This is a genomic window from Sulfuracidifex tepidarius (assembly GCF_008326425.1).
Taxonomy (GTDB): Archaea; Thermoproteota; Thermoprotei_A; order Sulfolobales; family Sulfolobaceae; genus Sulfuracidifex; species Sulfuracidifex tepidarius.
On record NZ_AP018929.1, the window covers coordinates 514,218 to 539,381 of the forward strand.

General features: G+C 48.3%; 17 protein-coding genes, 1 pseudogene and 1 CRISPR repeat array. Of the genes and pseudogenes, 11 read left to right on the top strand and 7 right to left on the bottom strand.

Annotated features, from left to right (window positions below; translation table 11 throughout):
• Nucleotides 1-958 precede the first annotated feature (958 nt).
• A CRISPR array of direct repeats spans nt 959-4,271; the repeat unit is 30 nt; unit sequence GTTTCAAACCCTCTAAGGATCACTACAAAC.
• Between the two features lie 211 nt (nt 4,272-4,482).
• Entirely contained in the window at nt 4,483-4,977 is a 495-nt protein-coding gene (locus tag IC007_RS02405; protein WP_054846923.1) for a CRISPR-associated protein Cas4, read from the top strand.
• Between the two features lie 355 nt (nt 4,978-5,332).
• On the opposite strand, the gene IC007_RS13170 is transcribed toward IC007_RS02405, so the two are convergent.
• A complete protein-coding gene (locus IC007_RS13170; RefSeq protein WP_162302163.1) occupies nt 5,333-5,494 on the bottom strand; it encodes a hypothetical protein in 162 nt (53 codons plus the stop codon).
• An 839-nt stretch (nt 5,495-6,333) separates the two neighbouring features.
• On the opposite strand from IC007_RS13170, the gene cas1b reads away from it, so the two are divergent.
• From cas1b to cas3, 7 genes are all read left to right on the top strand, one after another.
• Nucleotides 6,334-7,284, top strand: a complete 951-nt coding sequence (gene cas1b / locus IC007_RS02410) for a type I-B CRISPR-associated endonuclease Cas1b (protein WP_197736431.1) — start codon at nt 6,334-6,336, stop codon at nt 7,282-7,284.
• A 1,128-nt stretch (nt 7,285-8,412) separates the two neighbouring features.
• Complete coding sequence (locus tag IC007_RS02415) at nt 8,413-10,191, top strand: TM1802 family CRISPR-associated protein (RefSeq protein ID WP_054846066.1); 1,779 nt, start codon at nt 8,413-8,415, stop codon at nt 10,189-10,191.
• Nucleotides 10,184-11,059, top strand: coding sequence for a type I-B CRISPR-associated protein Cas7/Csh2 (gene cas7b / locus IC007_RS02420; RefSeq protein WP_149528296.1), 876 nt, complete (start codon nt 10,184-10,186; stop codon nt 11,057-11,059). The genes IC007_RS02415 and cas7b overlap by 8 nt, the downstream gene beginning before the upstream one ends.
• Nucleotides 11,059-11,745, top strand: coding sequence for a CRISPR-associated protein Cas5 (gene cas5 / locus IC007_RS02425; protein ID WP_149528297.1), 687 nt, complete (start codon nt 11,059-11,061; stop codon nt 11,743-11,745). The genes cas7b and cas5 overlap by 1 nt, the downstream gene beginning before the upstream one ends.
• 154 nt (nt 11,746-11,899) lie before the next feature.
• Nucleotides 11,900-12,160, top strand: a complete 261-nt coding sequence (gene cas2, locus IC007_RS02430; RefSeq protein ID WP_149528298.1) for a CRISPR-associated endonuclease Cas2 — start codon at nt 11,900-11,902, stop codon at nt 12,158-12,160.
• 504 nt (nt 12,161-12,664) lie between these two features.
• Nucleotides 12,665-14,569, top strand: coding sequence for a protein kinase domain-containing protein (locus tag IC007_RS02435; RefSeq protein WP_149528299.1), 1,905 nt, complete (start codon nt 12,665-12,667; stop codon nt 14,567-14,569).
• Nucleotides 14,570-15,077: 508 nt separating this feature from the next.
• Nucleotides 15,078-17,219, top strand: a complete 2,142-nt coding sequence (cas3, locus tag IC007_RS02440; protein WP_149528300.1) for a CRISPR-associated helicase Cas3' — start codon at nt 15,078-15,080, stop codon at nt 17,217-17,219.
• Between the two features lie 232 nt (nt 17,220-17,451).
• Here cas3 and IC007_RS02445 read toward each other — a convergent pair.
• Nucleotides 17,452-17,796 (bottom strand): annotated as a pseudogene (locus IC007_RS02445) (PIN domain-containing protein); the annotation flags it as partial.
• A gap of 54 nt (nt 17,797-17,850) precedes the next feature.
• Entirely contained in the window at nt 17,851-18,018 is a 168-nt protein-coding gene (locus IC007_RS02450) for a hypothetical protein (protein ID WP_054846058.1), read from the bottom strand.
• 192 nt (nt 18,019-18,210) lie between these two features.
• On the opposite strand from IC007_RS02450, the gene IC007_RS02455 reads away from it, so the two are divergent.
• Both IC007_RS02455 and IC007_RS02460 read left to right on the top strand, forming a co-directional pair.
• Nucleotides 18,211-18,390 carry a hypothetical protein gene (locus IC007_RS02455; RefSeq protein WP_149528301.1) on the top strand — a complete coding sequence of 60 codons (180 nt, stop codon included), beginning with the start codon at nt 18,211-18,213 and terminating at the stop codon, nt 18,388-18,390.
• Between the two features lie 198 nt (nt 18,391-18,588).
• Nucleotides 18,589-19,521 (top strand): hypothetical protein, encoded by a 933-nt coding sequence (locus IC007_RS02460; RefSeq protein WP_054846057.1) that lies wholly within the window; start codon nt 18,589-18,591, stop codon nt 19,519-19,521.
• Between the two features lie 372 nt (nt 19,522-19,893).
• Here IC007_RS02460 and IC007_RS02465 read toward each other — a convergent pair whose 3' ends face one another.
• From IC007_RS02465 to IC007_RS02480, 4 genes are all read right to left on the bottom strand, one after another.
• Nucleotides 19,894-20,613 carry an AIM24 family protein gene (locus IC007_RS02465; protein WP_149528302.1) on the bottom strand — a complete coding sequence of 240 codons (720 nt, stop codon included), beginning with the start codon at nt 20,611-20,613 and terminating at the stop codon, nt 19,894-19,896.
• A gap of 4 nt (nt 20,614-20,617) precedes the next feature.
• Nucleotides 20,618-20,911, bottom strand: coding sequence for a double zinc ribbon domain-containing protein (locus IC007_RS02470; RefSeq protein WP_084739780.1), 294 nt, complete (start codon nt 20,909-20,911; stop codon nt 20,618-20,620).
• A gap of 320 nt (nt 20,912-21,231) precedes the next feature.
• On the bottom strand, nt 21,232-22,293 hold the full coding sequence (locus IC007_RS02475) for a zinc-binding dehydrogenase (RefSeq protein ID WP_232048980.1): 1,062 nt from the start codon (nt 22,291-22,293) through the stop codon (nt 21,232-21,234).
• 75 nt (nt 22,294-22,368) lie between these two features.
• The gene (locus IC007_RS02480; protein WP_054846055.1) at nt 22,369-23,100 is read right to left on the bottom strand and encodes an HAD family hydrolase; all 732 of its coding nucleotides are present in this window, start codon (nt 23,098-23,100) and stop codon (nt 22,369-22,371) included.
• A 523-nt stretch (nt 23,101-23,623) separates the two neighbouring features.
• Between IC007_RS02480 and IC007_RS02485 the strand changes: the two genes are divergently transcribed.
• The gene (locus IC007_RS02485) at nt 23,624-25,090 is read left to right on the top strand and encodes an MFS transporter (protein ID WP_162302164.1); all 1,467 of its coding nucleotides are present in this window, start codon (nt 23,624-23,626) and stop codon (nt 25,088-25,090) included.
• The last annotated feature ends 74 nt before the right edge of the window (nt 25,091-25,164 follow it).

Here is a 25,164-nt window from a genome sequence, read left to right on the forward strand (position 1 = left end):
TCCTGTTTGTTGGGTTCGAGCTCATACACTTATATCAGAAGTCTTCACACGCAAAGTCTCTTCTCCTTCTCACATGAAGCAGTGTCTCATGAAAGTTTTAATTTTAATCCAATGATTGTGACGTCATTGACCAAAATTTAGGTGAGCTCGTAGTAGGTTAACAGTACATTCAAAGCGTTAGCTCTCGCGGAGTTTCTAAGGGACGACTCTTAGATCAAAAGTCAAAACTCTCAGTCGCTCTGGCTTCCACGTGCTTACTTTCCAGAGGCCTAAGCTGTATTTCACATGTCAGGTTTTCCCCTCTTTTAATTATTGACTTGATCTACACTGTAACTTCCCGTCTTTGTAAAGTCAAGGAAAACCAATGGTATCACTTATACTTCATCAAGCGTTAGGGCAAGAAACGTTCAGTCTCGACGTCAAAGCTCACCGCGCTACATCACGTTACATGTTAGACCATTATCTACCTTGGATATGAGCGTCTTTGTAGCCAACATTGAGGTCTCTGGTAGTGTAGATCTGAAACGTAGACCTTGTCTTTTAAGGCCTGACTGAGTATAAATACAGTGTAATAATACATTTATTAAGATATAAATCTGATAAACTTTATATCTTCTGAACTTTCACCCTTTCACATCCGTGACTTCCCTGGGTTACTTAGAGACATGAGGACTTTTACAGCCGCGGAAGGGAGCCTAACTGCACACAGATCATAACAGTAATCCGTCTCAGCAGTTTACCTATTCATTTTCAAATCATTACATTTAACAAGTTTAAAAATAAAAGTCCTTATTTAATAAAAACTAATATTATCAAATATTTTAACCTATTAACACAACATTATCAGTACGTCATTAGTAGATATAGTTCAAATGCCAAGCTACCCGAACAGGAGAGGGAAACCAAGATGAGACAACTGTTGGGCTAGGAGGAGATAAAGAATGAGAGTTGTCACATTGTTTCAAACCCTCTAAGGATCACTACAAACGTTAGTCTTCTTTCAATTTTACACATTTTTACGAAGTGGTTTCAAACCCTCTAAGGATCACTACAAACCTATGGCTAGTGGAAACTTCTGAGCGTCTGAGTTGAGGTTTCAAACCCTCTAAGGATCACTACAAACTCCTTTGTGAAGGCGGGGTTGAACTTGTGTTCAGGGAGTTTCAAACCCTCTAAGGATCACTACAAACATCATTCGTAGACTGAATAGACTGACAGGATTTTAGGTTTCAAACCCTCTAAGGATCACTACAAACTCCTAACGAAGGCATGGCTTTGGCTTTCACGTATGAGTTTCAAACCCTCTAAGGATCACTACAAACAGATAGTACACCTCCTATACTTAACACACCGTCCGAGTTTCAAACCCTCTAAGGATCACTACAAACGATGTATCATGATAACCCTTATCCCGCTTTACACGGGTTTCAAACCCTCTAAGGATCACTACAAACGCAGGTGAGGAAAAATGACTTTCTTAGACCCTGATATGTTTCAAACCCTCTAAGGATCACTACAAACTGGATTGTGAAAGAAGATGTTCTTCATACATAGGGCTAGTTTCAAACCCTCTAAGGATCACTACAAACCTTTTGAAACTACCCAAATGATGAATCCTGTATTGGTGTTTCAAACCCTCTAAGGATCACTACAAACTTCTTAGGAAAACTCATGAAAAAGCTCAGCCTACATAGTTTCAAACCCTCTAAGGATCACTACAAACACAAGGGCACTTCCTAGAGAGGATAGTATGCTCATAGTTTCAAACCCTCTAAGGATCACTACAAACCGGTTTTGTCTAGTGTGTATTCCATATTGAACGACTAGTTTCAAACCCTCTAAGGATCACTACAAACTTAACCAAGGAAGATCACTTTCTATGTTTACCCAAAGGTTTCAAACCCTCTAAGGATCACTACAAACGACTAGGACTTTGAGGTGCACTCATCTCAATAAAAGTTTCAAACCCTCTAAGGATCACTACAAACCATGAATGTACATGAAACACTGGCGTCCTCATGATGTTTCAAACCCTCTAAGGATCACTACAAACATTTATCAGGACATAGGGAAGTCATTCGCCCTGTCCTGTTTCAAACCCTCTAAGGATCACTACAAACTTGTCTTAACGATGAGGAATCCTTATCACCTACTTTTAGTTTCAAACCCTCTAAGGATCACTACAAACTAAGTAGAACATTGTATCTTGAGGTGTTACTAGCTCGGGTTTCAAACCCTCTAAGGATCACTACAAACAGAAAGAAGGGGTATTCATAGAGCCGAGACCGTTGTTTCAAACCCTCTAAGGATCACTACAAACTCGCAGGGCTAGTAGCTTACATGCTTAGTCCTGATTAGTTTCAAACCCTCTAAGGATCACTACAAACCATTCTTCATATTTCGGTTGAACTTTGCCCTCTTTGTTTCAAACCCTCTAAGGATCACTACAAACTCATCACAGGAGGAGGTGCATGCTCATGCTCACCTGTAGTTTCAAACCCTCTAAGGATCACTACAAACCCTGCAGGAAGTCGAAGCCAAAGATAGGGGACTCCTGGTTTCAAACCCTCTAAGGATCACTACAAACAGCATACCATTCTATGTTCTGATTGTTATGTGAAAGGTTTCAAACCCTCTAAGGATCACTACAAACCAGTTTTCGAACTCACCTTTTCACCTTGTGATGAACAGGTTTCAAACCCTCTAAGGATCACTACAAACTTAACCGGAGGGTTCGTGTCCGCAGTCGGACACGAATGTTTCAAACCCTCTAAGGATCACTACAAACCCCGTAACAGCTTATCCTTCTTCTGGTACTAGTACTACGTTTCAAACCCTCTAAGGATCACTACAAACAAGATAAACTCGATGAAATGGAAGATATGGAATTAATGTTTCAAACCCTCTAAGGATCACTACAAACCAGGAACTGTAGATACTAACATCACCAACTCCATCATGTTTCAAACCCTCTAAGGATCACTACAAACCAGTTTTCGAACTCACCTTTTCACCTTGTGATGAACAGGTTTCAAACCCTCTAAGGATCACTACAAACTTAACCGGAGGGTTCGTGTCCGCAGTCGGACACGAATGTTTCAAACCCTCTAAGGATCACTACAAACCCCGTAACAGCTTATCCTTCTTCTGGTACTAGTACTACGTTTCAAACCCTCTAAGGATCACTACAAACAAGATAAACTCGATGAAATGGAAGATATGGAATTAATGTTTCAAACCCTCTAAGGATCACTACAAACCAGGAACTGTAGATACTAACATCACCAACTCCATCATGTTTCAAACCCTCTAAGGATCACTACAAACTAATCAGCTTTGCTACTGAATTGCCGAGCGGTGGGGGTTTCAAACCCTCTAAGGATCACTACAAACATTTATCAGGACATAGGGAAGTCATTCGCCCTGTCCTGTTTCAAACCCTCTAAGGATCACTACAAACTTGTCTTAACGATGAGGAATCCTTATCACCTACTTTTAGTTTCAAACCCTCTAAGGATCACTACAAACTAAGTAGAACATTGTATCTTGAGGTGTTACTAGCTCGGGTTTCAAACCCTCTAAGGATCACTACAAACAGAAAGAAGGGGTATTCATAGAGCCGAGACCGTTGTTTCAAACCCTCTAAGGATCACTACAAACTCGCAGGGCTAGTAGCTTACATGCTTAGTCCTGATTAGTTTCAAACCCTCTAAGGATCACTACAAACCTATATACTCTTTTCTATCCACCTGTTTAGGGTTACTGTTTCAAACCCTCTAAGGATCACTACAAACAATTTTGAAAAACGTCTTCTGTATGTCTGTGTACCAGGTTTCAAACCCTCTAAGGATCACTACAAACAGGTGTCTAAAGTCCCGATACCGCTAGGCATGACATAGTTTCAAACCCTCTAAGGATCACTACAAACGGAATCGGCTTAGCTGTAGGAGCAGGGGCATACTACTAGTTTCAAACCCTCTAAGGATCACTACAAACCCACTCATTCCAATTACTGTATATTTGTACTCTTGTTGTTTCAAACCCTCTAAGGATCACTACAAACTAGGAGATGTGTTAGGAGATGTAGCAGACGGGCTAAGAGTTTCAAACCCTCTAAGGATCACTACAAACAAGAGAGAGAGACAATCCTCTCTTTTGTCTTGTCATTGTGTTTCAAACCCTCTAAGGATCACTACAAACATCTTTAACATAGATACCAGCCTCGGTAAACATATCGTTTGGTTTCAAACCCTCTAAGGATCACTACAAACCCTGCTTAATTCTATGTAAAAACTCCCTAAAAAACGTTACTCTGAATTCGGCAGTGAAGTCGCACCATCAACTTCCCTTTCACTGCCGAGGGAGTTTTACGTGAAAAATAATATGTTTTGAAAAACATATTTCGTTCTCCCTTTCACTGCCGAATTTTTGACTTCCTTCTACTATCTGAAAATTTTTAAACACAGAAATCAACTATTCTTTATGTCGATTTACCTGAGACCGGACGTTGTGATCACGGGTACCTTGATCTGGTACTCAAAGGTTTGCCCCCGTGAAGTCTGGTACATGGCTAGACACGTCACTCCATTCGAGGGACATTCGAAGTTAGAGAAGGGCAGAGCGATACATCAGATATATGGAGACGAACTACCGATCTCCCTAGATGGAATGAAGATAGACGCGTTTAGGAAGGAGGACAGGACTGTAGTTGAGATCAAGTCATCCTCGAGACATGTGGAGTCAGCAATGGCACAAACTAACTATTACCTCTACAGACTGAAGGAAGTGGGACTCGAGTGCGAAGGAGAAGTCTACGTCCCAAAAAAGGACGAGAGGATCAGGGTGACCCTCGACGAGGAGAAGGTTAAAAAAGACATGGAGGAGGTTAGGAGGATAGTAGAGTCCGGCTCTCCCCCTCCCAGGGTCAGGATCAAGTTCTGCAGGAGGTGTGCTTATAAGGACTTGTGCTGGGGGTAAACGTGTACATGATCAGAGAGAACTCATTTAGATAGGGCGATTTTCCTTCTGTGTCCAGACTGGTGTGATCTATGAAATAGTTCAAACGTTATTAACTCACTACTCTTTTGCTTTGTGTGTCTCTTGAATATATTTCAGCAGAAAGATACAGCAAAAATAAATCTTGTCAGAGTAGTACGCCTTACCTCCGTAGGACTTGTCCACCTCCTTGCCCTCCCCTCGTCCCTTCACTGTGTTCACTGCTGATTCCACCTAGTTGGTCGTGACCTCAGCGCTCACCACCTTGAACTCGTCCTCCTCCACCATGACCTTGAGGAAGTGGGAGTCTCCCTCCTCTCCTTCCCCTTACTACCACCTACTGTCCCCCCGTCGTAGTGCCCACCACCGTACCGTCAGCTACCACCTCGAGCTCGTCGCTCGCCTCGGGGAAGTCCACGTCTATGTCCCTCACCCTCCCCCATATGGTGAAGTAGTCCAAACTCGTGGGGATCACGTTCATTTCGGCGAGGGCGCTCAACACCCCCTATATGGCCTTGTAAGAAGAGGTGTAAGAAAGCCAGGAAGTCAGTGAACTCTGGGTGCTTTGTAGCTCTCCCTCGCGTACCCGTCATCTCCTGGAGCAACTCCCACCACTGTTCGAAGACGTAAAAGGAAACGTCACCTAGTACCTCGTCACCACGTCCTCATCGTACTTGCTCCAGTCTTGGTGTGCTTCCTCTTCTTTTTCTTTTCCATGAGTAATACCCAGCATATTCACTCAAAAACTTTTGTATAATTCTGGAGAGACCCACAAAGGACTACTCTTTTCAGTAATTTGAAAACGTTTCAGATCCTTTGACATTGAATCTAAAAATACACTAAATACTAAATAGAGAGGATATTTAAAATAACTTTTCACATAAGTCGTGATAAGAACTGAAGCGGTGCATGAGGCATTCTTGAGCTGTTCTGCGAATTACTTAAAACCCTGAACGTCATAAATGTAAGTTCTTTAGTTATCATATTTCTCAATCGTCAAATTAAAGGAAGTCCTACTTTTGGGCACTGACCTCTTAACGAGGATCTTTCGAATTGTTGTCAAGTAAAGAGATTTTTAGCCTCGATCCAAGGGTATGAGCTCCCCAGCTCCGAACCATTTGTTAAGCTAACGAAGTTCCCATGCGTGTCGTTACATGAATTGAACAGCCCGCAATTCCTTTTCCCTCTAGGCTTTTGAACATAGTGTGAAAAATACAAGCCTTAACGCTCAAGGGCAAAGTACCCTCCACTTAACGAAGAAATTTAGCGATACAAGAAGAGTACGAGGAAAAAGGTGAGAGAGAAAGGATTTAAATTATTAAGCTACATTAAATGCTAATGAAAAGGCTCTTCATCGTAGCTAACGGTACGCTGAAGAGGAAGAGTAACACGCTTGCCCTCGAGACCAAGGAAGGCACTAAGTACGTCCCCATCACTACCGTGGGGTCAGTTTACGTCTTCGGCGAAGTGAGGATGAACAAGAGGTTGCTCCAGTTCCTCAGCAAGAACCACGTCCCAGTCCACTTCTTCGGCAAACATTACCTAGGCTCGTTCTATCCGAGGTTGTTCAACGCGTCCGGCTTCATGGTCCTGAAGCAGGTCGAGGCTTACATGGACCCCAGGAGGAGGGGGGCCATCGCCAGGAAGTTCGTAGAGGGCGCGATCAAGAACATGGCAACGGTTCTCAGGGAGAACAGGCTCTCCGACGATGCCCTCAAGTTGAGGGAGTACATCTCCATGCTCACGGACGACGTGGACTCCACCATGGGGGTAGAGGGGAACGCGAGGAGCTTCTACTTCTCCTGCTTGGACAAAGTCCTCCCTCAAGGTTTCCGGCTGGAGAAGAGGACCAGGAGGCCTCCTGAGAACATGGGGAACTCGCTCATGAGCCTCATGAACACCTTACTATACACTGCAGTCCTCGACGAGGTATACCAGACCCACCTAGACCCGAGGGTGGGTTTCCTCCACTCCACGAACTTCAGGAGGTTCTCCCTCAACTTGGACGTAGCGGAGGTGTTCAGGCCAGTGATAGTGGACAGGCTCATGATATCCATGACTAAGAGGAGGGAGTTGACCGAGGACGACTTCGAGGACATGACCGCTGGGCTCAAGCTAACGCAGGATGGCCTGAAGAAGGTGTTGAGCGCCGTGGACAAGAGGCTCTCCTCCACGGTGAAGGTGGGGAAAAGGAAGATGAGCTACTCCCGGGTGATCAGGACCGAGCTCTACAAGTTGGAGAGACACCTCTCAGGGGACGTAGAGTACTCCCCGTTCCTGATCAGGTGAAAGGACACCTTGTACCGCAGATGTCTAACGAGGCCTTGACCTACACGCCCCTTGTGAATAGAAGCGAGTTTAGCTCTAACCATGACCTCCTCCCCTATCCCTCCAAGACTACCGCACAGCTGTAGAGGGTTCCTCGATAGGAGCTGGGGAGTTCAAGCATGGAAAGAATAGATCAGCTCTCTCCTCTTCTTCCATATGGCTGACCCATGACAGAAAGAGGGTTAGCTAACAGCCCCTGCACGGTCTCCCTGGAATAACTAGGATGGGAGAAGAATTAGTTTTAAGGAGAATTAGATTTATTACTCCTTTGATTAGTTCGTCCATCGTACTCATACTATGAAGATATTAATTTACACTTCTACATTATATAATACCTGCGTATATGATATCTATAACACCTATTGCGTGCGCAAAGACTATACCCAAGGTATAAGGAGGAAAAAAGCATATAGATAATTACATTATGTGGTACATAAATACTCGGCTCGCTCAAGGCGATTCATGTCTACTTTGGGAATTCAGCTTATTTATCGAAACTCAATGAGTTTAATTGAAAGATCTCGTATGGACTGACGAGGGTTCACGCTTGACAGTTCCCTTTATCTGATCTATTTCTGCCATAATTACAATTCGCAATGGAGACCCGAATTACCCCTCAAGGCCAATTTGGACGTTTCTCCCGTTCATATTGTACTAAGCCCTTCAGACGCTAAACTCAGCAGTTCCTAATCAAATCCTGGATGAAGTGTCCCAAGAGGGATTCCTAGCGGACCCGATAAGGGAGTGAAACAGCACAAGACCACCATCTCTCTATATGTCGTCTCCATGATCTCCCGCTGAGAGCAAGTAAAATGTTTCCTGTCTTTATTTCCACACACTCCCTCGCCTCTCTACTCCCTCTAACAGTTGAGGCTTCCCGACGAGCTCCTCTTTACTCCATTGAAGGCGGACTGTCAGGCACTGCATCCAAAGGCAACACTCGGGTTACTCATGCTTCATTTTCCCAACCTTTTTTCTATATAAGCGTTGATTAGAAGAATCAAAATTCTTTTAAGTTCGTCATCATGAAAACAAGAGGTCGAGAGTACTTCAAAATAAATATAAATCTGCCTTGCCTATTTAATTCACATGTTTTCATCTCTCAAGAGGCTTGGAGAACTCAGGAATTCTGAGGTCACTCTCCCCATTCAGGAGATAAAGTTGAGCGGGAAGGGCCCTTTCACCTTCAGGGCCGTGGTCTTTGACAGTGACAGGAAGGAAGTCAGGTTCGAGGACTATGAGATGACCCCCAGCACTGTTTACGAGTGGAACTACATAGGCAACGCAAAGGCTAACAAGCCAATGGATAGGCTCACCACTCCCACACTCAAGTACATACTCGGTTTCGACGAAAAAGGAGAAGTACAGAGGGAGAATAAGCAGGTCTTGAAGGCAGCTCAGGGGATACCAGTGGTGGGGGATATACTGAGAGAAGTGAGCGAGTGGTACTCCCCAGAGAAGTGGAAGGACAAGGTAGGGAAGGACATGTTCGACGCCGACCTTTACAGTGTCGTGGTAGTCAAGGACGGGAAGCGCATAGAGCTGGCTAAACTCAAGGAGTACCAGGACTACCTCCGCGGGTCAGATGACGGAGACGAGGGAGAGGGGGGAGGGAAAAAGAAGGTCCAAGTCCCGTGCCAGTTGTGCGGGAGACCCACCAGCATGGACAACCCCGACTACCCAGGTGGCACTCTCCTTAAAATGTACATAACAGACAAGAAAGGTTTCGTGTCGGGCGTCACGGACTCTCCCGACGCCAGGATGAGGACTCACGTCGTGTGCAACGATTGCAAGAACCTCATGGAGATAGGGCAGAGGTACGTAATGGACAGCATGAGAGCTAACGTGGGGAAGCTCTCAGTCTACGTTGTTCCATCACTCTCCCCCAAGGCCCCAACCACCCTGCTAGACAGGATAAAGGTGGAGGGGAGAGGATGGATAGTCTCGTTCATGGACATCCAGAAAGTTCAAGAGGAGATAAAGGACGAGGCTGAGATCGGTGACTGGGTCTACAGCGTCACCCTAGTATGGGCTGCAGTACAGCAGTCGAAGTTCGCAGTCTCCAAGGTGATGTATGACGTGACAGTCCCCAGGCTACTGGAGATCAAGAGGACGTCCAAGAGAGTCGATAGAGGTTTGGGCATCAAAGACCTCACAGGGAAGGAACTTGACGTGGTCGCCCTCTACTCCATCTCACCAGTGAAGGAGTCCTCCCGCGGTGCCATGGCTACTCCTTTCCTCGACGTGATGTCGTCCCTTATGGAGGGTTACCCCATAGACGAGAACTACGTTTACTCCTCTTTCCTCCAAGAGCTGAAGTGCATAAGGACCAACACATGTCAGAACTTTTTCTCCAAGGAGCTCTCCCTCGAGAAGGGGACCATGCTAGCTACTGGATTTATAAAGATGTTCCAAGTACTTAATATCATGGGTTCAAGTCAAATGGTTGACACAACCTCAGTAGAAAACCCCATCGACTACGCCAAGAGGTTGGGGCTCTCTAAAGGACACACCGGCCTCTTCCTCCTCGGCGTGGTAACTGCGAGCGTAGGGTTAGCTCAATACAAGAAGGGAGACAAGAAGAAGGCAATCCTGGACAGGATAGACTTCGAGGGCATGGACCTCTCAGACGTAAAGACCTACATGTCAAGGCTAGTTGAGTCCCTCAGGGACTACAACATCCTCAGCTACAATGAGGCGCTGGTGGGCGAGGCCACTTCCATGATAAATGAGGACACGTCCTCGCTCTCGTCTCCACAGGAGAACGTGTTCTGGATCCTGTCCGGATACTCGTGGCAGACCCTGAAAATGATAAAGAAGGGAGAGATAAAGGAAGACGAGGAGAAGGGAGGTGAACAAGATGAGTGACTTGAAGAACAACTCCGAGATACTCTTCATTTACGAGGCTAAGCTCACCAACCCCAATGGCGACCCTGACGACGAGAACCGCCCGAGGATGGACCCCAAGACGAAGAGGAACTTGGTCAGCGACGTCAGGCTCAAGAGGTACTTCAGGGACTACGTGATATCCAAGGAAGGGGAAGACAGCGTGTGGGTGACCAAGATTGAAGGGAGGAACGTTGACGCCACCGAGAGGCTCTCTAAACTGGGGAAGCCCGAGGACGTGCTGAAGAAGTGTATAGACGCGAGGCTCTTCGGGGCTACCATCCCAGTGAAGGGACAGAAAGGGGGGAGGGGAGAGTCCACGTCCTACACCGGCCCGGTCCAGTTTACCTGGGGCTATTCACTCCACCGCGTGGACATGGTGGACTCCCGTTCCATCACTTCCCTCTTCTCGGGTAGGGACACAGGGTACGGTAACATAGGGAAGGACTACAGGGTTTACTACTCCATGATAGCCTTCCACGGCGCTGTTAGCGCGAAGAGGGCCGAGGTGACAAACGCGAGTGAGGAGGACTTGAAGAAGTTAGACGATTACTTGTGGAATTCCCTGGTGACGGAGACAGTGACAAGGAGCAAGATCGGGCAGAGGCCCCTTCTCTACCTCAGAGTTGAGTATTCCTCTCCCGAGGCGATGAAGGGAGACCTGAGGCGTTTCGTGTCCGTCAAGGAAAAGGGAGAGAGCGTCAGGGACTTCTCCGACCTCGAGGTAGACCTCACACCGCTCCTCAACTTGGTAAAGGGCAATGACGTAGTGAGGGTACACGTGAAGTGCTCCGAGGAGTTCACCAAGTTCTGCGAGGAAGTGAAAAAGACGGGAAAAGGTAGTCAGTGATGAAGGCTCTCTCCTTTCGCCTCATGGGAGCCATGGCCCACTTCAGGAAGGTGTTCTCAAACTCCACCTCACTGTCCTACTACTTCCCTCCTAGGACGACACTCATGGGCGTCGTGGCTGCCGCCATGGGCAAGGACAGGGACTCTTATTACGAGGAGCTCAACCAGTTCGAGTATTCCCTGACCCCACTGACTGGACTGAGGAAGATCATGCTGGGCGAGACTTACTTGGACACTGATGAGGTGAGCGTCAAGTCACTGAGGAGGCTCAAGCAGGGAGTCCCCACAGGGAGGGAGTTCGTCCTCCCCTCCAACGCGCCTTTCCTTGGTTATCGCGTCACCGTGTACCCGTTCCACGAGGTGATGGAGAAGAGCCTGAGGTCACCGGTGTACCCCCTCTCCCTCGGGACTGCCAACATGTTAGCGTGGGTCGAGGACGTCAAAGTGGAGGAGTGTGAAGAGATCCAGGAGGTAGACGGGGAGGTCATGTCCGTGACCCAGTTGAAGCCTGAAGTAACGAAGGATATGAGGGTCGCAATAGAGGAGATGGTGCCCAGGGAGTTCGACGCGGAGAGACACACGGGGGAGTTGCCGACCTATTTCGTGGAGCTGAACGCAAAGCCCTTGACGGTGAAGGGAAAGGGAAGGGGATTACGCTGCGGAGGGGAGAACTACTTGTTCCTGTAACGTGTTACCTTTTTCCCTGTCCTTTCTAAGGTGTCTCAGGTACAAGGACCCTCTCCTGTGATCGTTCCACTCCTGTTTCTTTATCACCAGTAGAAAATAATTCCTTACTACAAATAAAGTTAATAATGACAAATCCTCATTTATAACATAAGCCATGCTTTACGTGATTCTAGTTTACGACATAGACGAGACTAGGGTCGCCAAGGTTCTGAAGATATGCAGGAAATACCTCACTTGGGTTCAGAGGTCTGTCTTTGAAGGGGAGATAACTGAAGGGAACCTCGAGCTCCTCCTGAACGAGCTCAGGAAGACTGTGAGGGATAAAGACAACATTATGATATATCGTACTTCCACAAAGAAGAACTTCAAGGTAGAGGTAATAGGGGAGTCCATGAAGGACGACTTCATCCTTTGAACTACCGTGAACTTTCTTCCTCCCCTATCAGGGCACGACTAGGTGCCAATAGGACAAGCGTGCTGAGCTATTCGAACTCAACACCTTCATTTTGACGCGTGTCCTAAAAGAGCCTCAAGAGATGTGAATGGGTCAAGACTCATTTTAAGAAAACCGGTCATCATGAAAGCTAAACCCGTCATATGGTCTAACCGTTCAGATCCCTGTCACTAGTTTGCTAAATGCTGAAATTTAATTCTCCCTTTTTTTAAAAAAAGAAAATATAGGCACTAACTTACCTGCTCACGCTATAAAGGACAAGATGAGGTTGCTATAGCCCTTTAGAGCTCGTGATCACGAGTTCAGCGTTAAGCCTTTAGGTTTAGAAGTATTTATTTTTTATACTCTTTTTTCCAAAAAATACTCGGTCGAGGTGGTCATGTAAGTCCTAGAAAGAGGAGTAAAACTTACCACGATTGTTTAGGCTATCTATAAATATCTCCGTGTATTTCATAATATCAAGAAATGGCGTCAGTTAAACCAGACGTTTTCAAAGCGAAGAGGCTCTACTGCTCGGGGTACTACTCCGACGCCTATTCTGCTATCAAGTCAGCGTTGTCTCTCTTTCCAGTAAGCGATGAGGCCTCCGCCCCGGGGGCTAAGTACGTCTACGCTGACATCCTCCGCTGGAAGGGGATACTTGAGATCAAGGTAGGCATGTTAGACCAAGCGATAAACACGCTTGAAGACGTCATCCAGACACTGGGCTATGAGCCACACGAAGTCACTTATTACCAGTCACTCGCTAGGTACTACTACTCCTACTTCGTTTTCAACAAGAAGAAAGTCCTGGTCCCTGCCCTCAGGGACCTGAAGTACGTGGTCAACTCGGTCACGCAGAAGTGCACGTTCATGACGCTACTGGCCTTGGTACATGCGGAGTTGGACGAGCTATACGACGCTGAACTCGTCATAAAGGGGGGAAACATGACGACTAAGATAGCTGAGTCCCACGTGTACCTCAAGAAGGGAGACCTATTGCGGGCACACAAGACGATAGACCAGCTCCTAATGTACGAGAAGGACAACGTGGACGCGCTCTTGGAGAAGTCACTCATACTGATGGCGAAGGGGTCTTACAAGGACTCGTTAGACTTGTTGGAGGAAGCGTTGAGACTGGAGCCTAGCAACGTGTTGGCCTCTCTCTTCAAGGCTGAGGTACTAGAGGTCATCAAGAGACAAAAGGACGCCCTCTCCATCTACAAGAGCCTTGACAACTTGTTGAACAGCCCCGTAGTCAAGTCCAGGATAGCGGGGATAACGCTTTACAACCCACCTCCTCCCCCTGTCCTGCCCTTTCAGGCACAGAGCGCACCCCCGTGGTATTCCAGCTCGCCCGCTCCCCACGTACAGACGTCGAACACTCAAAAGACTCAGGCGACACAAGCCACAAGTAATCCCCTAGTGCACTCGAAGCTCCTAACCCCCACGTCGAACTTCACGTGGGACCCGAAGGTCTGGGTGGGGAGGAAATTCTCCGTCTACAAGATAGAATCAGTCTTGGGGGAGGGAGGGAACGGGTACGTGCTGAAGGCTAGGGCTTTCGGCGGGGTTGAGGCAGCAGTGAAGGTCCTCAAGGTGTACCCAGGTATATCGGAGGACTACTTCTCCACCCTGGTGAACGAGGCGAGTAACTTGTCCTCGCTGTCCAAGAGGCCTAACGTGGTCGAGATTTACGCGGTGAACGTGGACAAGCTCGTCTTGAGGGAAATAATCTCCGGGAACACTTCCCTCTACGAGAGGGACCCTCCCAGGATAATCATGGAGTTCATGAGGGGAGGGACACTCGGTGAACTTGTAATGCAGGACATGTTCTTCTACTCCTCAAAGTGGAGTTCCTCCGTGTACAAGGCTATCTCTACCACAGCCGAGGCCTTGCACCAGATGCACGCTTCCGGGTTCGTCCACATGGACGTGAAACCGCAGAACGTGTTCCTCACCGAGAAACCCAAGGATCCGAGCGAGTTGGGGAGCGTCGAGTTCAAGTTGGGTGACCTGGGGAGCGCGGTCAGAGTTACGAGCAAGATCACCCAGTTCACACCTGAGTACGCACCCCCTGAGGTCTACGTCGACGCTGCCAGGCCTTTCCTGGACGTGTTCTCCCTAGGGGTGACCATGTACGTGCTGCTCACAAGGAAGATAGACAGACCGGACTTGCAGGAGATGGACGACGCCTTCAACTGTTTCCAGAAGAACGACATGAAGTGCGTGAAGGAGAAGGTGAAAGAGGCACAGGACAAGTTGAGGGGGTGGGACCCCAGTGTCCCCGCGGAGGTGAAACAGCTGTTGAAGAGGATGGTAGACCCAGAGCCCTTGAAGAGACCTACCTCGTTGCAAGTATACGAAGAGCTCAGGAGAATTAAGACGTGATAGAGACGAGGAATGGAGAGGGGAGGGAGAAGAGAGGAAAGAGGGGATACGGAGCAGGTGAAGGGAGAGGTGTGAGTGGAGATGTGGGGTGAAGGTCTTCCATATCAGCATTCACATCAGGTCTTTCACGGGCAAGTACATACTTTAACTTTACCCTTACAGGGTTTGGACAATCAGAGAGTGTGACCTGCAAAGTAGACCCGAAGAGATGCTTATGTATTCGTTCTCGGAGCGAGAAGTCTCTCTCCCCAGCACCATCTCGGAAGCACCCTTCAATCTTCCACACGGTGGAACTGGTTTCGTACCATAGCTGTCGCTTTTTATTCCCCGTCTCTATATAACTTTCCGTCTAAGACAATCCTCAGTTCTAGATGAACTTCTTTTTTTTAAAAAAATATTTAATTTAGAACAAAACGTGAGCCAGAGGACTTAACGATAAGGAAATCGAAGCGTCTCTCAAGGCAGGCAACATCACAATCTATTTTAATCACGAGAAGTCTTTCCACACATGGAGTTTAAATCCCACCCGGACAAAATGCTCCTCACCCACCTGAGGGAGGTGGGGGATAACGCGGAGAGTCTCGCACCCCCTAACCTGAAGGTAGCGGCCTACATAGCGGGCTCACACCACGATCTGGGGAAGTACACTAAGTTCTTCCAGTCCCACCTAAACGGTGGGAAATCTAAGTGCTCAGACCACGCGGGTATATCTTCACTTTATGCGTTCAACACAGCTAGGAGACAGGGACTGGGAGACCTGCTCTCCTTCTTCGTCATGGACGCGGTGAAGTCCCACCACGGGAAGCTCAGGGGGGTGGACAGCATGAGGAGGTGGCTCTCCACCTTGAAGGACTCTCTTGAGGAAGGAGATGAGGCCTGCCTCCCCCTCCAACAGGAGGAAGTAGAGAGGAACGCAGGGGAGACCTCAGCCCTGAAGTACTCTCCCACCCTCCACATGGACCTCGGTGACACGGTGAAAGAGGCGTGGAAGGTGACACATCGGCTTCTCGACTCCCGTCACCCCTGGGGGGAATACTTCCTCGGTGCTCTCCTCTTCTCCTGCCTGATAGACGCCGACAAGCACAGCGCTTCGGGGAACGAGTTCTCCTCCTTCTCTCCCATGTCTGTGGAGGAAGTGTTCAAGTTCCACGACTCACTCACCTCGGATAACCCAATGAAGGAGAGGAGGGAAATCCTCTACAACGCTGTAAAGTCGTGGGAAAGGAAGGGGAGGATAGCGGGAATAATCTCTCCCACGGGGACGGGGAAGACTATCTCCGGGATCCTCACGGCAGTGAAAGAGGAGAGGAGGGTAGTGTACAGCCTCCCCTTCATCAGCATCGTGGAGCAGAATTTCGACGTAGCCAACGCGATCTTCCCTGACAAGGTACTGAAGTTCCACCACATGTCCTTCCCTGACTCCTCGGAAGACGAGTACATGAGTGCAGAGGACAAGTTACTCATGGCCGAGTCGTGGGACTACCCCATGGTGGTGACGACTTTCGAGGGACTCCTCGCTACCCTCCTCTCCAACAGGAACGTGAACCTAAAGAGGTTGCACAGCTTGTACGGGTCTGTGGTCATCCTCGACGAGGTGCAGGCGATCCCCGCCGATAAGTGGGCTCTGGTGAGGGAAGTGCTGGAGGAGGCCTCTAACTCGTTGGACGTACACTTCATCCTCATGACGGCTACCATGCCCGCACTGCTGAGGCCTGACGAGGTCTTAGACCCGTTGAAGGGGATGGAGCCCAACCGTGTGGAGGTGGAGTTCGAGGACAGGGAGGTCACACCCGAAGAGATAGGGAGGGAGGTCTTAGACCACGCCGACAAGAGCGTCATGGTTGAGCTCAACACGATAGCCTCAGCAGAGAGGGTGGCTGACTACCTGAAAGGAAAGGTGGAGGTGGAGTTCCTCTCCACCCACGTGACCCCTTGGGACAGGAAGAGGAGGATAGAGGAGATGAAGGAGAGGCTAAACAGGGGAGACCCGTTCGTCCTCGTCACCACCCAAGTGGTAGAAGCTGGGGTAGACGTAGACTTCCCCGTGGTGTTCAGGGACCTCGGCCCCCTCGACTCGGTGATACAAGCCGCGGGGAGGTGTAATAGGAACTCCAGACTGGAGAAGGGAAAGGTCTTCGTCAGGAGGGTGAGGAGAGAGGGGAAGGCCACGGACTTTAACTTGGTATATGGTAAGTTCACGGAGGAAGTCACACTGAGAGTCATGAAGGGGAACTTCTGCGAGAAGGATTTCAGGGAAATGCTCGACACTTACTACAGGGAGCTAGAGAGGGTGAGGAACTTGAAGGACCAGTCCCTAGAGGTGGAGGAGAAAGCGAGGCTCCTTTCCTACGACGAGATAAAGTTCTCCCTCATAAAGGAGGAGCCCAAGTACACCGTCATGGTCTTGGAGAGCGACGAAGCTGTGAGGAGGCTGGACAACCTGAGGAAAGCACTCAACATCAAGGGTTACGAGAGGAGGGTTGAAGTCAAGAAATGGAGGGCATTGAGCGAGGAGTTCATGGTCAAGGTCTGGGAGAAGCCTAACCTCGAGGAAGACAAGAGGCTGGAGGTCTTCATCTCGGGGAAAGAGATGTATGACGAGGTCAAAGGGTTCTCGGTGAAGGAGAGGGAGGAGACGTTGCTGTGGTGAGGCCCCTTTTCCTCTCCTCGTCTCTTGCTTTTCCCTCCTCTGTCTCCATTTCCTCTCTCGTCACGGCCTTTCCATAAAGACCTCCTTATGATTATCGAAATTTATCTGTCCAATACTTGTTAGGTGCTCTGATTTCATTGTAAGTGTGGGTACATAAATCTGATTTCGTCCTGGATACAAGTTTTTAGTTATAAAACAGACTAACTCTTTTTTATGCCCCGTTTAGGACATTTCACAATTCTTTCAAACCGTACTTTTCCAACCTTTGGAAATGTCTCTTATTGTTAGTCTTTAAGCCGAGTCCGTTAGCGATGCACATGGAGGCGATGAGCAGGTCCGGGTCTTCCATTATCTCTTCACTCTTTCTCAGGTCCGCGTAAACTCTCGAAGCGACTTTTAAGGACTCGTTATCTATGCATATCACCCTGAGGTTCGTCTCGATCCACGTCTTGAACTCTTCTACATTTTTCCTTACAAACGCTATACCCCTCAAGAACTCATAGAGGTTCATGCAAGTGGTGTAATAACCAGTAATGTACTTGGGGTCTCTCTTAAAAGAGTCTATAATAACGTCTGTGTCTAAGCAAACTCCCTTGTCCTCTAATTCCTCCTATCCTCCCAGACAAGCTTTTCAAGACCTCGCCTCCTCTTCTGTCAACTTAGGTGGTTCTTCCGGCTTGAACACTTCCCGGAAAAACTCGTCCCAGGTAAGAGATTTGTCTAAAACTTTATCTCCATCTCTCTCTTCCTTTTCCAGCAACTCCTTTACCTCCTTACTGACACTGACTGTGGACTTCACGTGTAATCATGTAACTATACAATTATATTAAAGGTTTACTCTCTTATCGTTGTGGATCTCTCTCCATTTTTACAGAAGTTCACACCAGGCATGTTGAGTATTACCAGGGGAAAGGCAGGAACTAGGTAGGAAGCGTACATGAGAACGCGGTAACTGGCGTGTCTTCGTGTTCTCCTCCTATGTGCTTACACTGTGGAGCTGTTAAGGGAGGAGAGCAGAAACAAAGAAGTGCTACAAGGACTACGGAGTTCAATGCATTTATCGCCTTCCTTCATGCCTTACAGGGGAGTTGATGGAGTGTACTCATCTCTATTGAGAGAGCCTACATCACTCCAACTAGCCTCGACTACTCCACCTTCAGGAAGAGAGTGAAAGAGATGGATACCTATTTCCCTGAGGCGAACGAGAGGGAATGTTGTTCTCACACAATCATCTCATTCGAGAATATGACGTAAAAGTGTTGGTATATGTCAGGATCTCTCCTTCTAGGGTGATGGACCTCGAAATAAGTCAACAAGCTCTTAACGATTAGGGTTTAACAATTTATGTGGGGGAGACGTTAATACTCTCATGAAGGAAATTGAGCCTTGGGGTGTCAACGTGCCTTTCCTATTGCTGGGTTTAGCGTATTGGTGTGCGGGAGGAGTTTCCCTGTTTGAGGGTCTAGCGTTCCATCCCCTCTTCATGATGATAGGGACTTACTCGATCTACTTCGGGATGTTCCAGAGGCTCTTCTTCCCTGCGAGGAACTACTTGCCTCTTCACCTCGCTTCCCTGGTACTTCTAGCAGTCCCAGTGTATCCCCTCCAAGCCTTCGCTTCCGTCTCCTTGGTAGGAGTGGAGGTCTGGGGGGTGAAGGACATTAGGTCTTACGGGACTAGGTTCCCCGTGAACTGGTTAGTCCTTTCCTCTCCCGTGGCCTCTGTGGTAGCGTGGTTACTCTACCCCTTGGACGTGTGGGTGCTGGTTGTTCCGCTCCTCCTTTACCTGCTCGGGGTCAACGTGGGGGTGTTCTCAGCGACCCTGGGGCTCAAACCGAAGTTCGGGTGGAGGCAGTTCCCGGTCCTCGACATGGTCGTGTTGACTGGCGTCCTCCCGAGCCTTTTCCCTGCACTCGTGGTAGCGTACACGGTCTGGCTCTTCCTCGGGACAAGGAGGTTCAAGTTCAACCTCACCGCTCTCCTGTCCCTCCTTACCCCTGTGGTTGCGTCGATCTCTTCCCTGTCCCTGGGTGAGGAGATCCACGCCTTCGCCCTTGGTATGATGGCTCCCTTCTTCTTCAGTTGCATCACTTATTCCACCTCCAGATATAACTACGGGAGGACGGTGCCTGTCCCAGTCCTCCTCCTCTCGTCGTACCTGCTGAGGAGTTTCGACTTGTGGTTTTCCTCCCTCCTCTTCATCCTATCTACTCTCTACTTCATCTACATGACGAAGGACAACTTCACCCTCACCACGGTCAGGTCGGGGATGGCATCAAAGTATGTGAGACCCCCTCATTGAGATGCTGTCTAGACGCGCGTCACGGGGTAGTGGGAGGCTTGTATCCCTCAAGTCCTCAGTGACCTTGAATGATGGAACACTTAATCCCTCACGTGTTAAGTCTAAGCTTCATATTGAAATTTAGGTTCATCTGTTCTGCTTTGTGGAACGCTTCAATTTTTATTAAAGTTGACGTAAAACTTACTTTTAATACAAGTTCTTATCTTGAATTTAATAAAAAGCCAACGGACTTAACACCTAAAGGAATTGAAGAGACCAACAAAGCACATCTATCCTTTATTTTTAAAAATAAAGAAAGAGAGTTTCACCACGTTTACCTTCGTGCTGAAGTCAATGGACACTGTTATCAAAAGGGAGGTTTGAGTCAACTCCTCAGAACCCTATCTGGAACCCTCCCAAGTTCACGCTTGGTCCTCCTCCCTGAGCAGCTGGGAAGTATCTGGCTAACTTACCCACCAGCTGCCCTAGGGACACGTTGTGTACCCACACTCTCCCTGGGCCTACAGCCTTCACGAAGAATATGCCTTCCTTCTCTATCTCCCCTAGGATCATGGTCCTCAGGTTCCCCAGCCTAGTTATGGTGACCTGCATGTTTTCGTCGAAAGCGAGGAGGTGCTCCGCCTCGACCTCGATCTCCTCTCCGGGTCCAAGTACATAAGAGCTGACCCCTCCCAAGGCGTGTACGAACACATTACCGTTCCCCTTGAAGTTCGCCAGAAATATCCCTTCCCCTCCCAGTATCCCTGCCCCTAGCGGGGCGAGGGAAGCCGAGTACTGGACACCGCTCTCGGCGAAGAGGAAGGAGTTGCTCTCCACCTTTATCCCGTTCCCCTGCAGGGGTATCTGTATCACCCTCCCTGGGAGGAAGGAGGATAACTCTACCATCCCCGGCCCCGTGAGCTCCGTGATGAAGAACCTGCTCCCGGTTATTTCCCTTTCTAGCGACTTGAGGAGCCCTCCCTGAGCCTTGAACGCTATGGATACGGACGGGCTCTTCGCCACCACGTGGCCTCCCTCAGCGTAAATGACCTCTCCTGGTTGCAAGTAAGCCCTGATGTGTTGCATGTCGTATCCTAAAATCCTGTACTCCATGGTCTCACCAGAAGTGTCTCTTCTTTATCTCCTTACCGCAACTGGGACAGTACTGTGTGCCTTTAGGTATTTGTGCCCCGCAGTGGGGACAGGTCTCGGTCTGGTAAGAGTTCGCCTGCTGGTACTGAGGGTATGGAGGTTGCTGGTACTGAGAAGGCTGAGGTTGTTGCGTCTGGTACGAGTAGCTGTTCAACACGGCGTTGTAAACGTCCTGATACGTCGAGATATCTGCACCACATACCTCGCAGTAATTCAGGCCTTGTTGAAGCCTAGCTCCACACATCGGACATTTATCCATAGTACAGAATTAAGTTCCACATATATAAGGATTTTCTATCATATAGAAGAAAAATTCTGCTATTAGTAGATCTAGTCTATCTGGAATTTCCATCTCGGTCTCCTCTAGACTTCTATCAAGTGAAGGTTCGAGTAAAGGGAAAGGAGATTAGATAGAAAAAAGGTAGTCTGCTCGTTTGTCTTATAAATAAGGGACATGTAAATTCCTTTTCTTCTCAGCTGACGTCTTGTATAGTTCAAATTTAAAACTCTATCTAACGAAAACAGAGCGTTGATTTATCGATAGTTTAACTCCGTATCCTTTTCACTTGAAGTCTTCTCTCAATTCCCCAGCACCATCGCCTTTATGACTTTCCTCTCCTTGACGTCCTGTAACAGTTTCCTGAACTCCCTCAGATGGTACCTCTGTGTGACTATCTTAGTCACGTCGACCTTCCTCCTCCTTATCAGATATAAGGCCCTCCTGGTGTCCCTATCGTCGGCTGAGTTGCTCAACACTATCGACACTTCCCTGTTGAACAGTTCAGCTAAGTCGTAGTCCAATTTAGTCCCCTTGTACGGTGCAGCGAAGAGGAGGACTTTCCCTCCCCTCCTCACGGACTTCAACCCTGTGGTGATCGCTGAAGGAGAGCCGGAGGCGACGATCACGAGGTCCGCCCCTTTTCCGTCGTTGATCTCCCTTACCACCCTGGGGACGTGCTCGTCACTTGGTATCACGTGGTTCGCTCCCAACCTCTTGGCGTAGTCCAGCCTGAACCCCCTGGAGTTGCTCACTATCACGTCTGCACCCATTGCCTTCACGGTCATGAGGTGGAGTAACCCAATCGGGCCTGCTCCTATAATCAAGACAGTGTAGCCCGGTTCAATGTTAACCCTGCTGAGCCCTCTCACCACAGTGGAGAGTGGCTCAATCAAAGCGCCCTCCTCGTATGAGACGTCGTAGGGTAACCTTATCACACCTCCCTTCCTGACGTTCCACTCAGGGACGATGAAGTACTCAGAAAAACCCCCGGGGTAGATGTTTGTAGACCTGTAATGGGGGCACATGGTCTCGCTCCCCTTCACGCAGTACTCGCAGTCGTAACACGGTGTGTGGACGTGGGGGAAGACACGGTCCCCTTCCCTGAACTCCCTAGAGCGCGACTCCACCACGACCCCGGAGACCTCGTGTCCAAGGTAAGGGGTAGTGGTGTACTGCCCGCATATCTTCTCCACGTCGGTACCACAGAGGCCTACAGCCTTCATTTTCACCAGGATCTCTCCCTCCTTGGGTCGGGGGACCTCACTGTAAACTTCCCTGAGCTTTCCACCCTCCAGCACGTAAGAGAGCATCTTGTTCTTCTCCTCTTCTCCCATCCTATCAATGAAGTTCTCGATCGCCATGTTGAACACTAATACATGGTATTCCCGGTTTATATTCGCATATGAAAACAACTTTCTCTTTTTAATTGTGCACTATTAAAAAGAATTAGCTTTCTCCAATAGCCTCCCCTCCTGGATCAGGTTCAGGAGTTCCAGGACGCCGTAGCCGGGGCCCTTGCTCATGACTAGGTCCGCCATCTCCTTTATTTCAGGCAGAGCGTTGCCCACTGCTACCTTTACGTCTACGTTCTGGAAGAGAGTGACGTCGTTCTGGGCGTCCCCTACCCCGACCCTGATGCCGTGGAAGTCGATCACCCTCATGAGTTCCCTTATCCCCCTCCCTTTGTCTATGTCTGAAGCCATCACCATTGCGTCGTCTGTGTTCCACTCGACCTTTCCCCTGCCTTGACTCACTTCCTCCACTATACCCTCTAGTTCTTCCCTCCTGTCTAGGGTGTTATCTGCGAAGATGATCGTCTCTCCCAAAGCGTGCTCTATCCCCGCTTCATCGAACCTGCGGGAGACCTCCTCCATGTCCTTGACCCACTTGTCGCTTACCATAATTATCTCTTTTCCTTTCCACAAGATGATTGACCCGTTCTCCAGTATCCAACCCGTGGGCCTGAGCCCGTTGCTGAGCTCGAAGACGCTTTTCCTCTTCACGCCCCTCACGTTCTTCCTCTCCCTCCCGGTCACGACGAAGAAGAGGTTGTCCTCGCTGTACTTGTTAATCTCCTTTACCACGTCCGCGGGGATCACGAACCCTTCCTCTTCGGGCGCGAGCGTCCTGTCGAAGTCCGATAGTACCACGAATTGTTTCTCTACCATATACATGATTACTCGAGATGTATTATAAATGTTACTGAATGACTAACAATTTTTATTTTGATATGTATATAATACAGTACAAAGGCAAGGTAAGTTTTATTAAAGGTGATGTTACAATATGTAATACGATGTAATACGCATACTAACGATAGGTTGTACGCACACATAAGTAACGAGGAAGTTACGTTGTTAATACTAGATAAGAATGTTGAAAATGAAAAGAGAAAGCACACAAAGAATAGAGAACAAAGAGAGTGTGTGTATACGTAATACCATGTACAATTCCGATGACCGAAAAATGACACTAACACCCCTAAGAATACCTGAGTGTTAATGTTTTTCCACTGACAATTACGTGTCCATCATTATATTTACTCACATCTATATTTATTTATCATCTAAAATTTGTTTAAAAATAGATTTCTAGTTTTTGTTAGATCTCAATTGAATGTATTCTAAGGTTTATAACCTAAAAAACATAAAGATTTTTATATTATGGTTTCAAAGGTTTGTACGAGTAAAAATGGCAGATATAAAATACGACGTTATGGACAACGCTAGGGTGGCCTCTTTCCACAAGAGGCTTACAGTCCTGGCCGCATTGGGGCCCTTCACCGATGCCTTCAACGAGTTCGGTGCCTCAGTGTCTCTGGTCGCAGTAGGACCGCTTTTCCATCTCAGCGCATTGATGCTCTCCATAGTGGTAGCAGGGTACTGGGTCGGCGTTGCAGGAGGTGCTATAGTGGGAGGTCTGCTCTCCGACAAGCTGGGCAGAAAACAGCTGTTCGTCTACGACACTATAGGGATGGCGATCTTCGCCCTGCTCAGTGCAGCTTCAGTAGACGGGATATCGTTCTTCGTCTTCAGGTTCCTCCTGGGTGCGTTCATAGGGATCGATTACGCCGCTGCCGTACCTCTAGTATCGGAGTACGCTCCCGCTGACACAAGAGGTAGATTGCTTTCCCTGGAGAAAGTGTTCTTCATGCTGGGGACAATAGCTACTGTGGGGATAGGTCTAGCTTTCACTGCTCTCGTCGGTACTGTATTGGCGTGGAGGTTCGACTTCATAATCGCTGCAATACCCCCAATAGTGCTGTTCGTGTTAAGGAGGAAGATGCCAGAGAGCTTGAGGTGGGCAGTTGAAAGGGGAGACAAGACAAAAGTAGAGCGCGTAGTAGAAGGGCTGAAGAAGTGCGGTCTCGCACCTGAAATAAACATGGACAGCGTCACTCCAAAGGGATACTCAGTAGTACAGAGCGTCAAGACTTTCTTCGGCAAGAACTACAGGAGGCAAGTCGCATACATATTCTGGATAGGCGCAGGGTATGCCCTCATAATCAACTTGGTATCTGTATACTCCAGCAAGTTCCTCCAAGACTTGGGAGCTTCATCCACCGAATCATTGATAGGGACCCTTACCATAGACATCCTAGGGACTTTCGGAGTGATCCTCACAGTGTTCGCTGCGGACAAGATAGGGAGGAGGATGCTAGGGACACTTGGCTTCGGGTTGACCGCGATACCCGCAGGAGTATTGCTAGTGGCCTACGTGAACCACTTCCTCAGCATACCGCTGGTGATAGGGATGTTCTCGTTGTTCTTCTTCATTAACGTGGGACTAGTAGGGACATTGCAGTACGTGCCTGCAGCGGAGGTGTTCCCGACTTCGCTCAGGGGACTATCTGTAGGATGGGAGAAGCTCTTCGAGTTCGGGCTAGCGCTACCAGCATTATCGCTCTACGCTGTACTGGGGACTGAGGACACCCTACTGTACGAGACCGTCATGGCAGTAATAGCTGGAGTCATTTACTATCTGTTGTCGCTAGAGACCAAACAGATGACCCTAGAGGAGATACAGGATAGGTACGTGGGAGGAGGGATATCCTATGCTAACAACCCGAACGCTCCCAAACCAGAGAACTTCAACAGGAATCTAGGAAGGTTCAACGACTCAGACAATTCCGAGAACAATTCCGAGAATAAGCCGTAAAGTAAAGAGATAGTAAAGAGAACGAAACTTTTTCTTTTTCAAAAGATTTATTAATACTATTTTTTATTTTATTT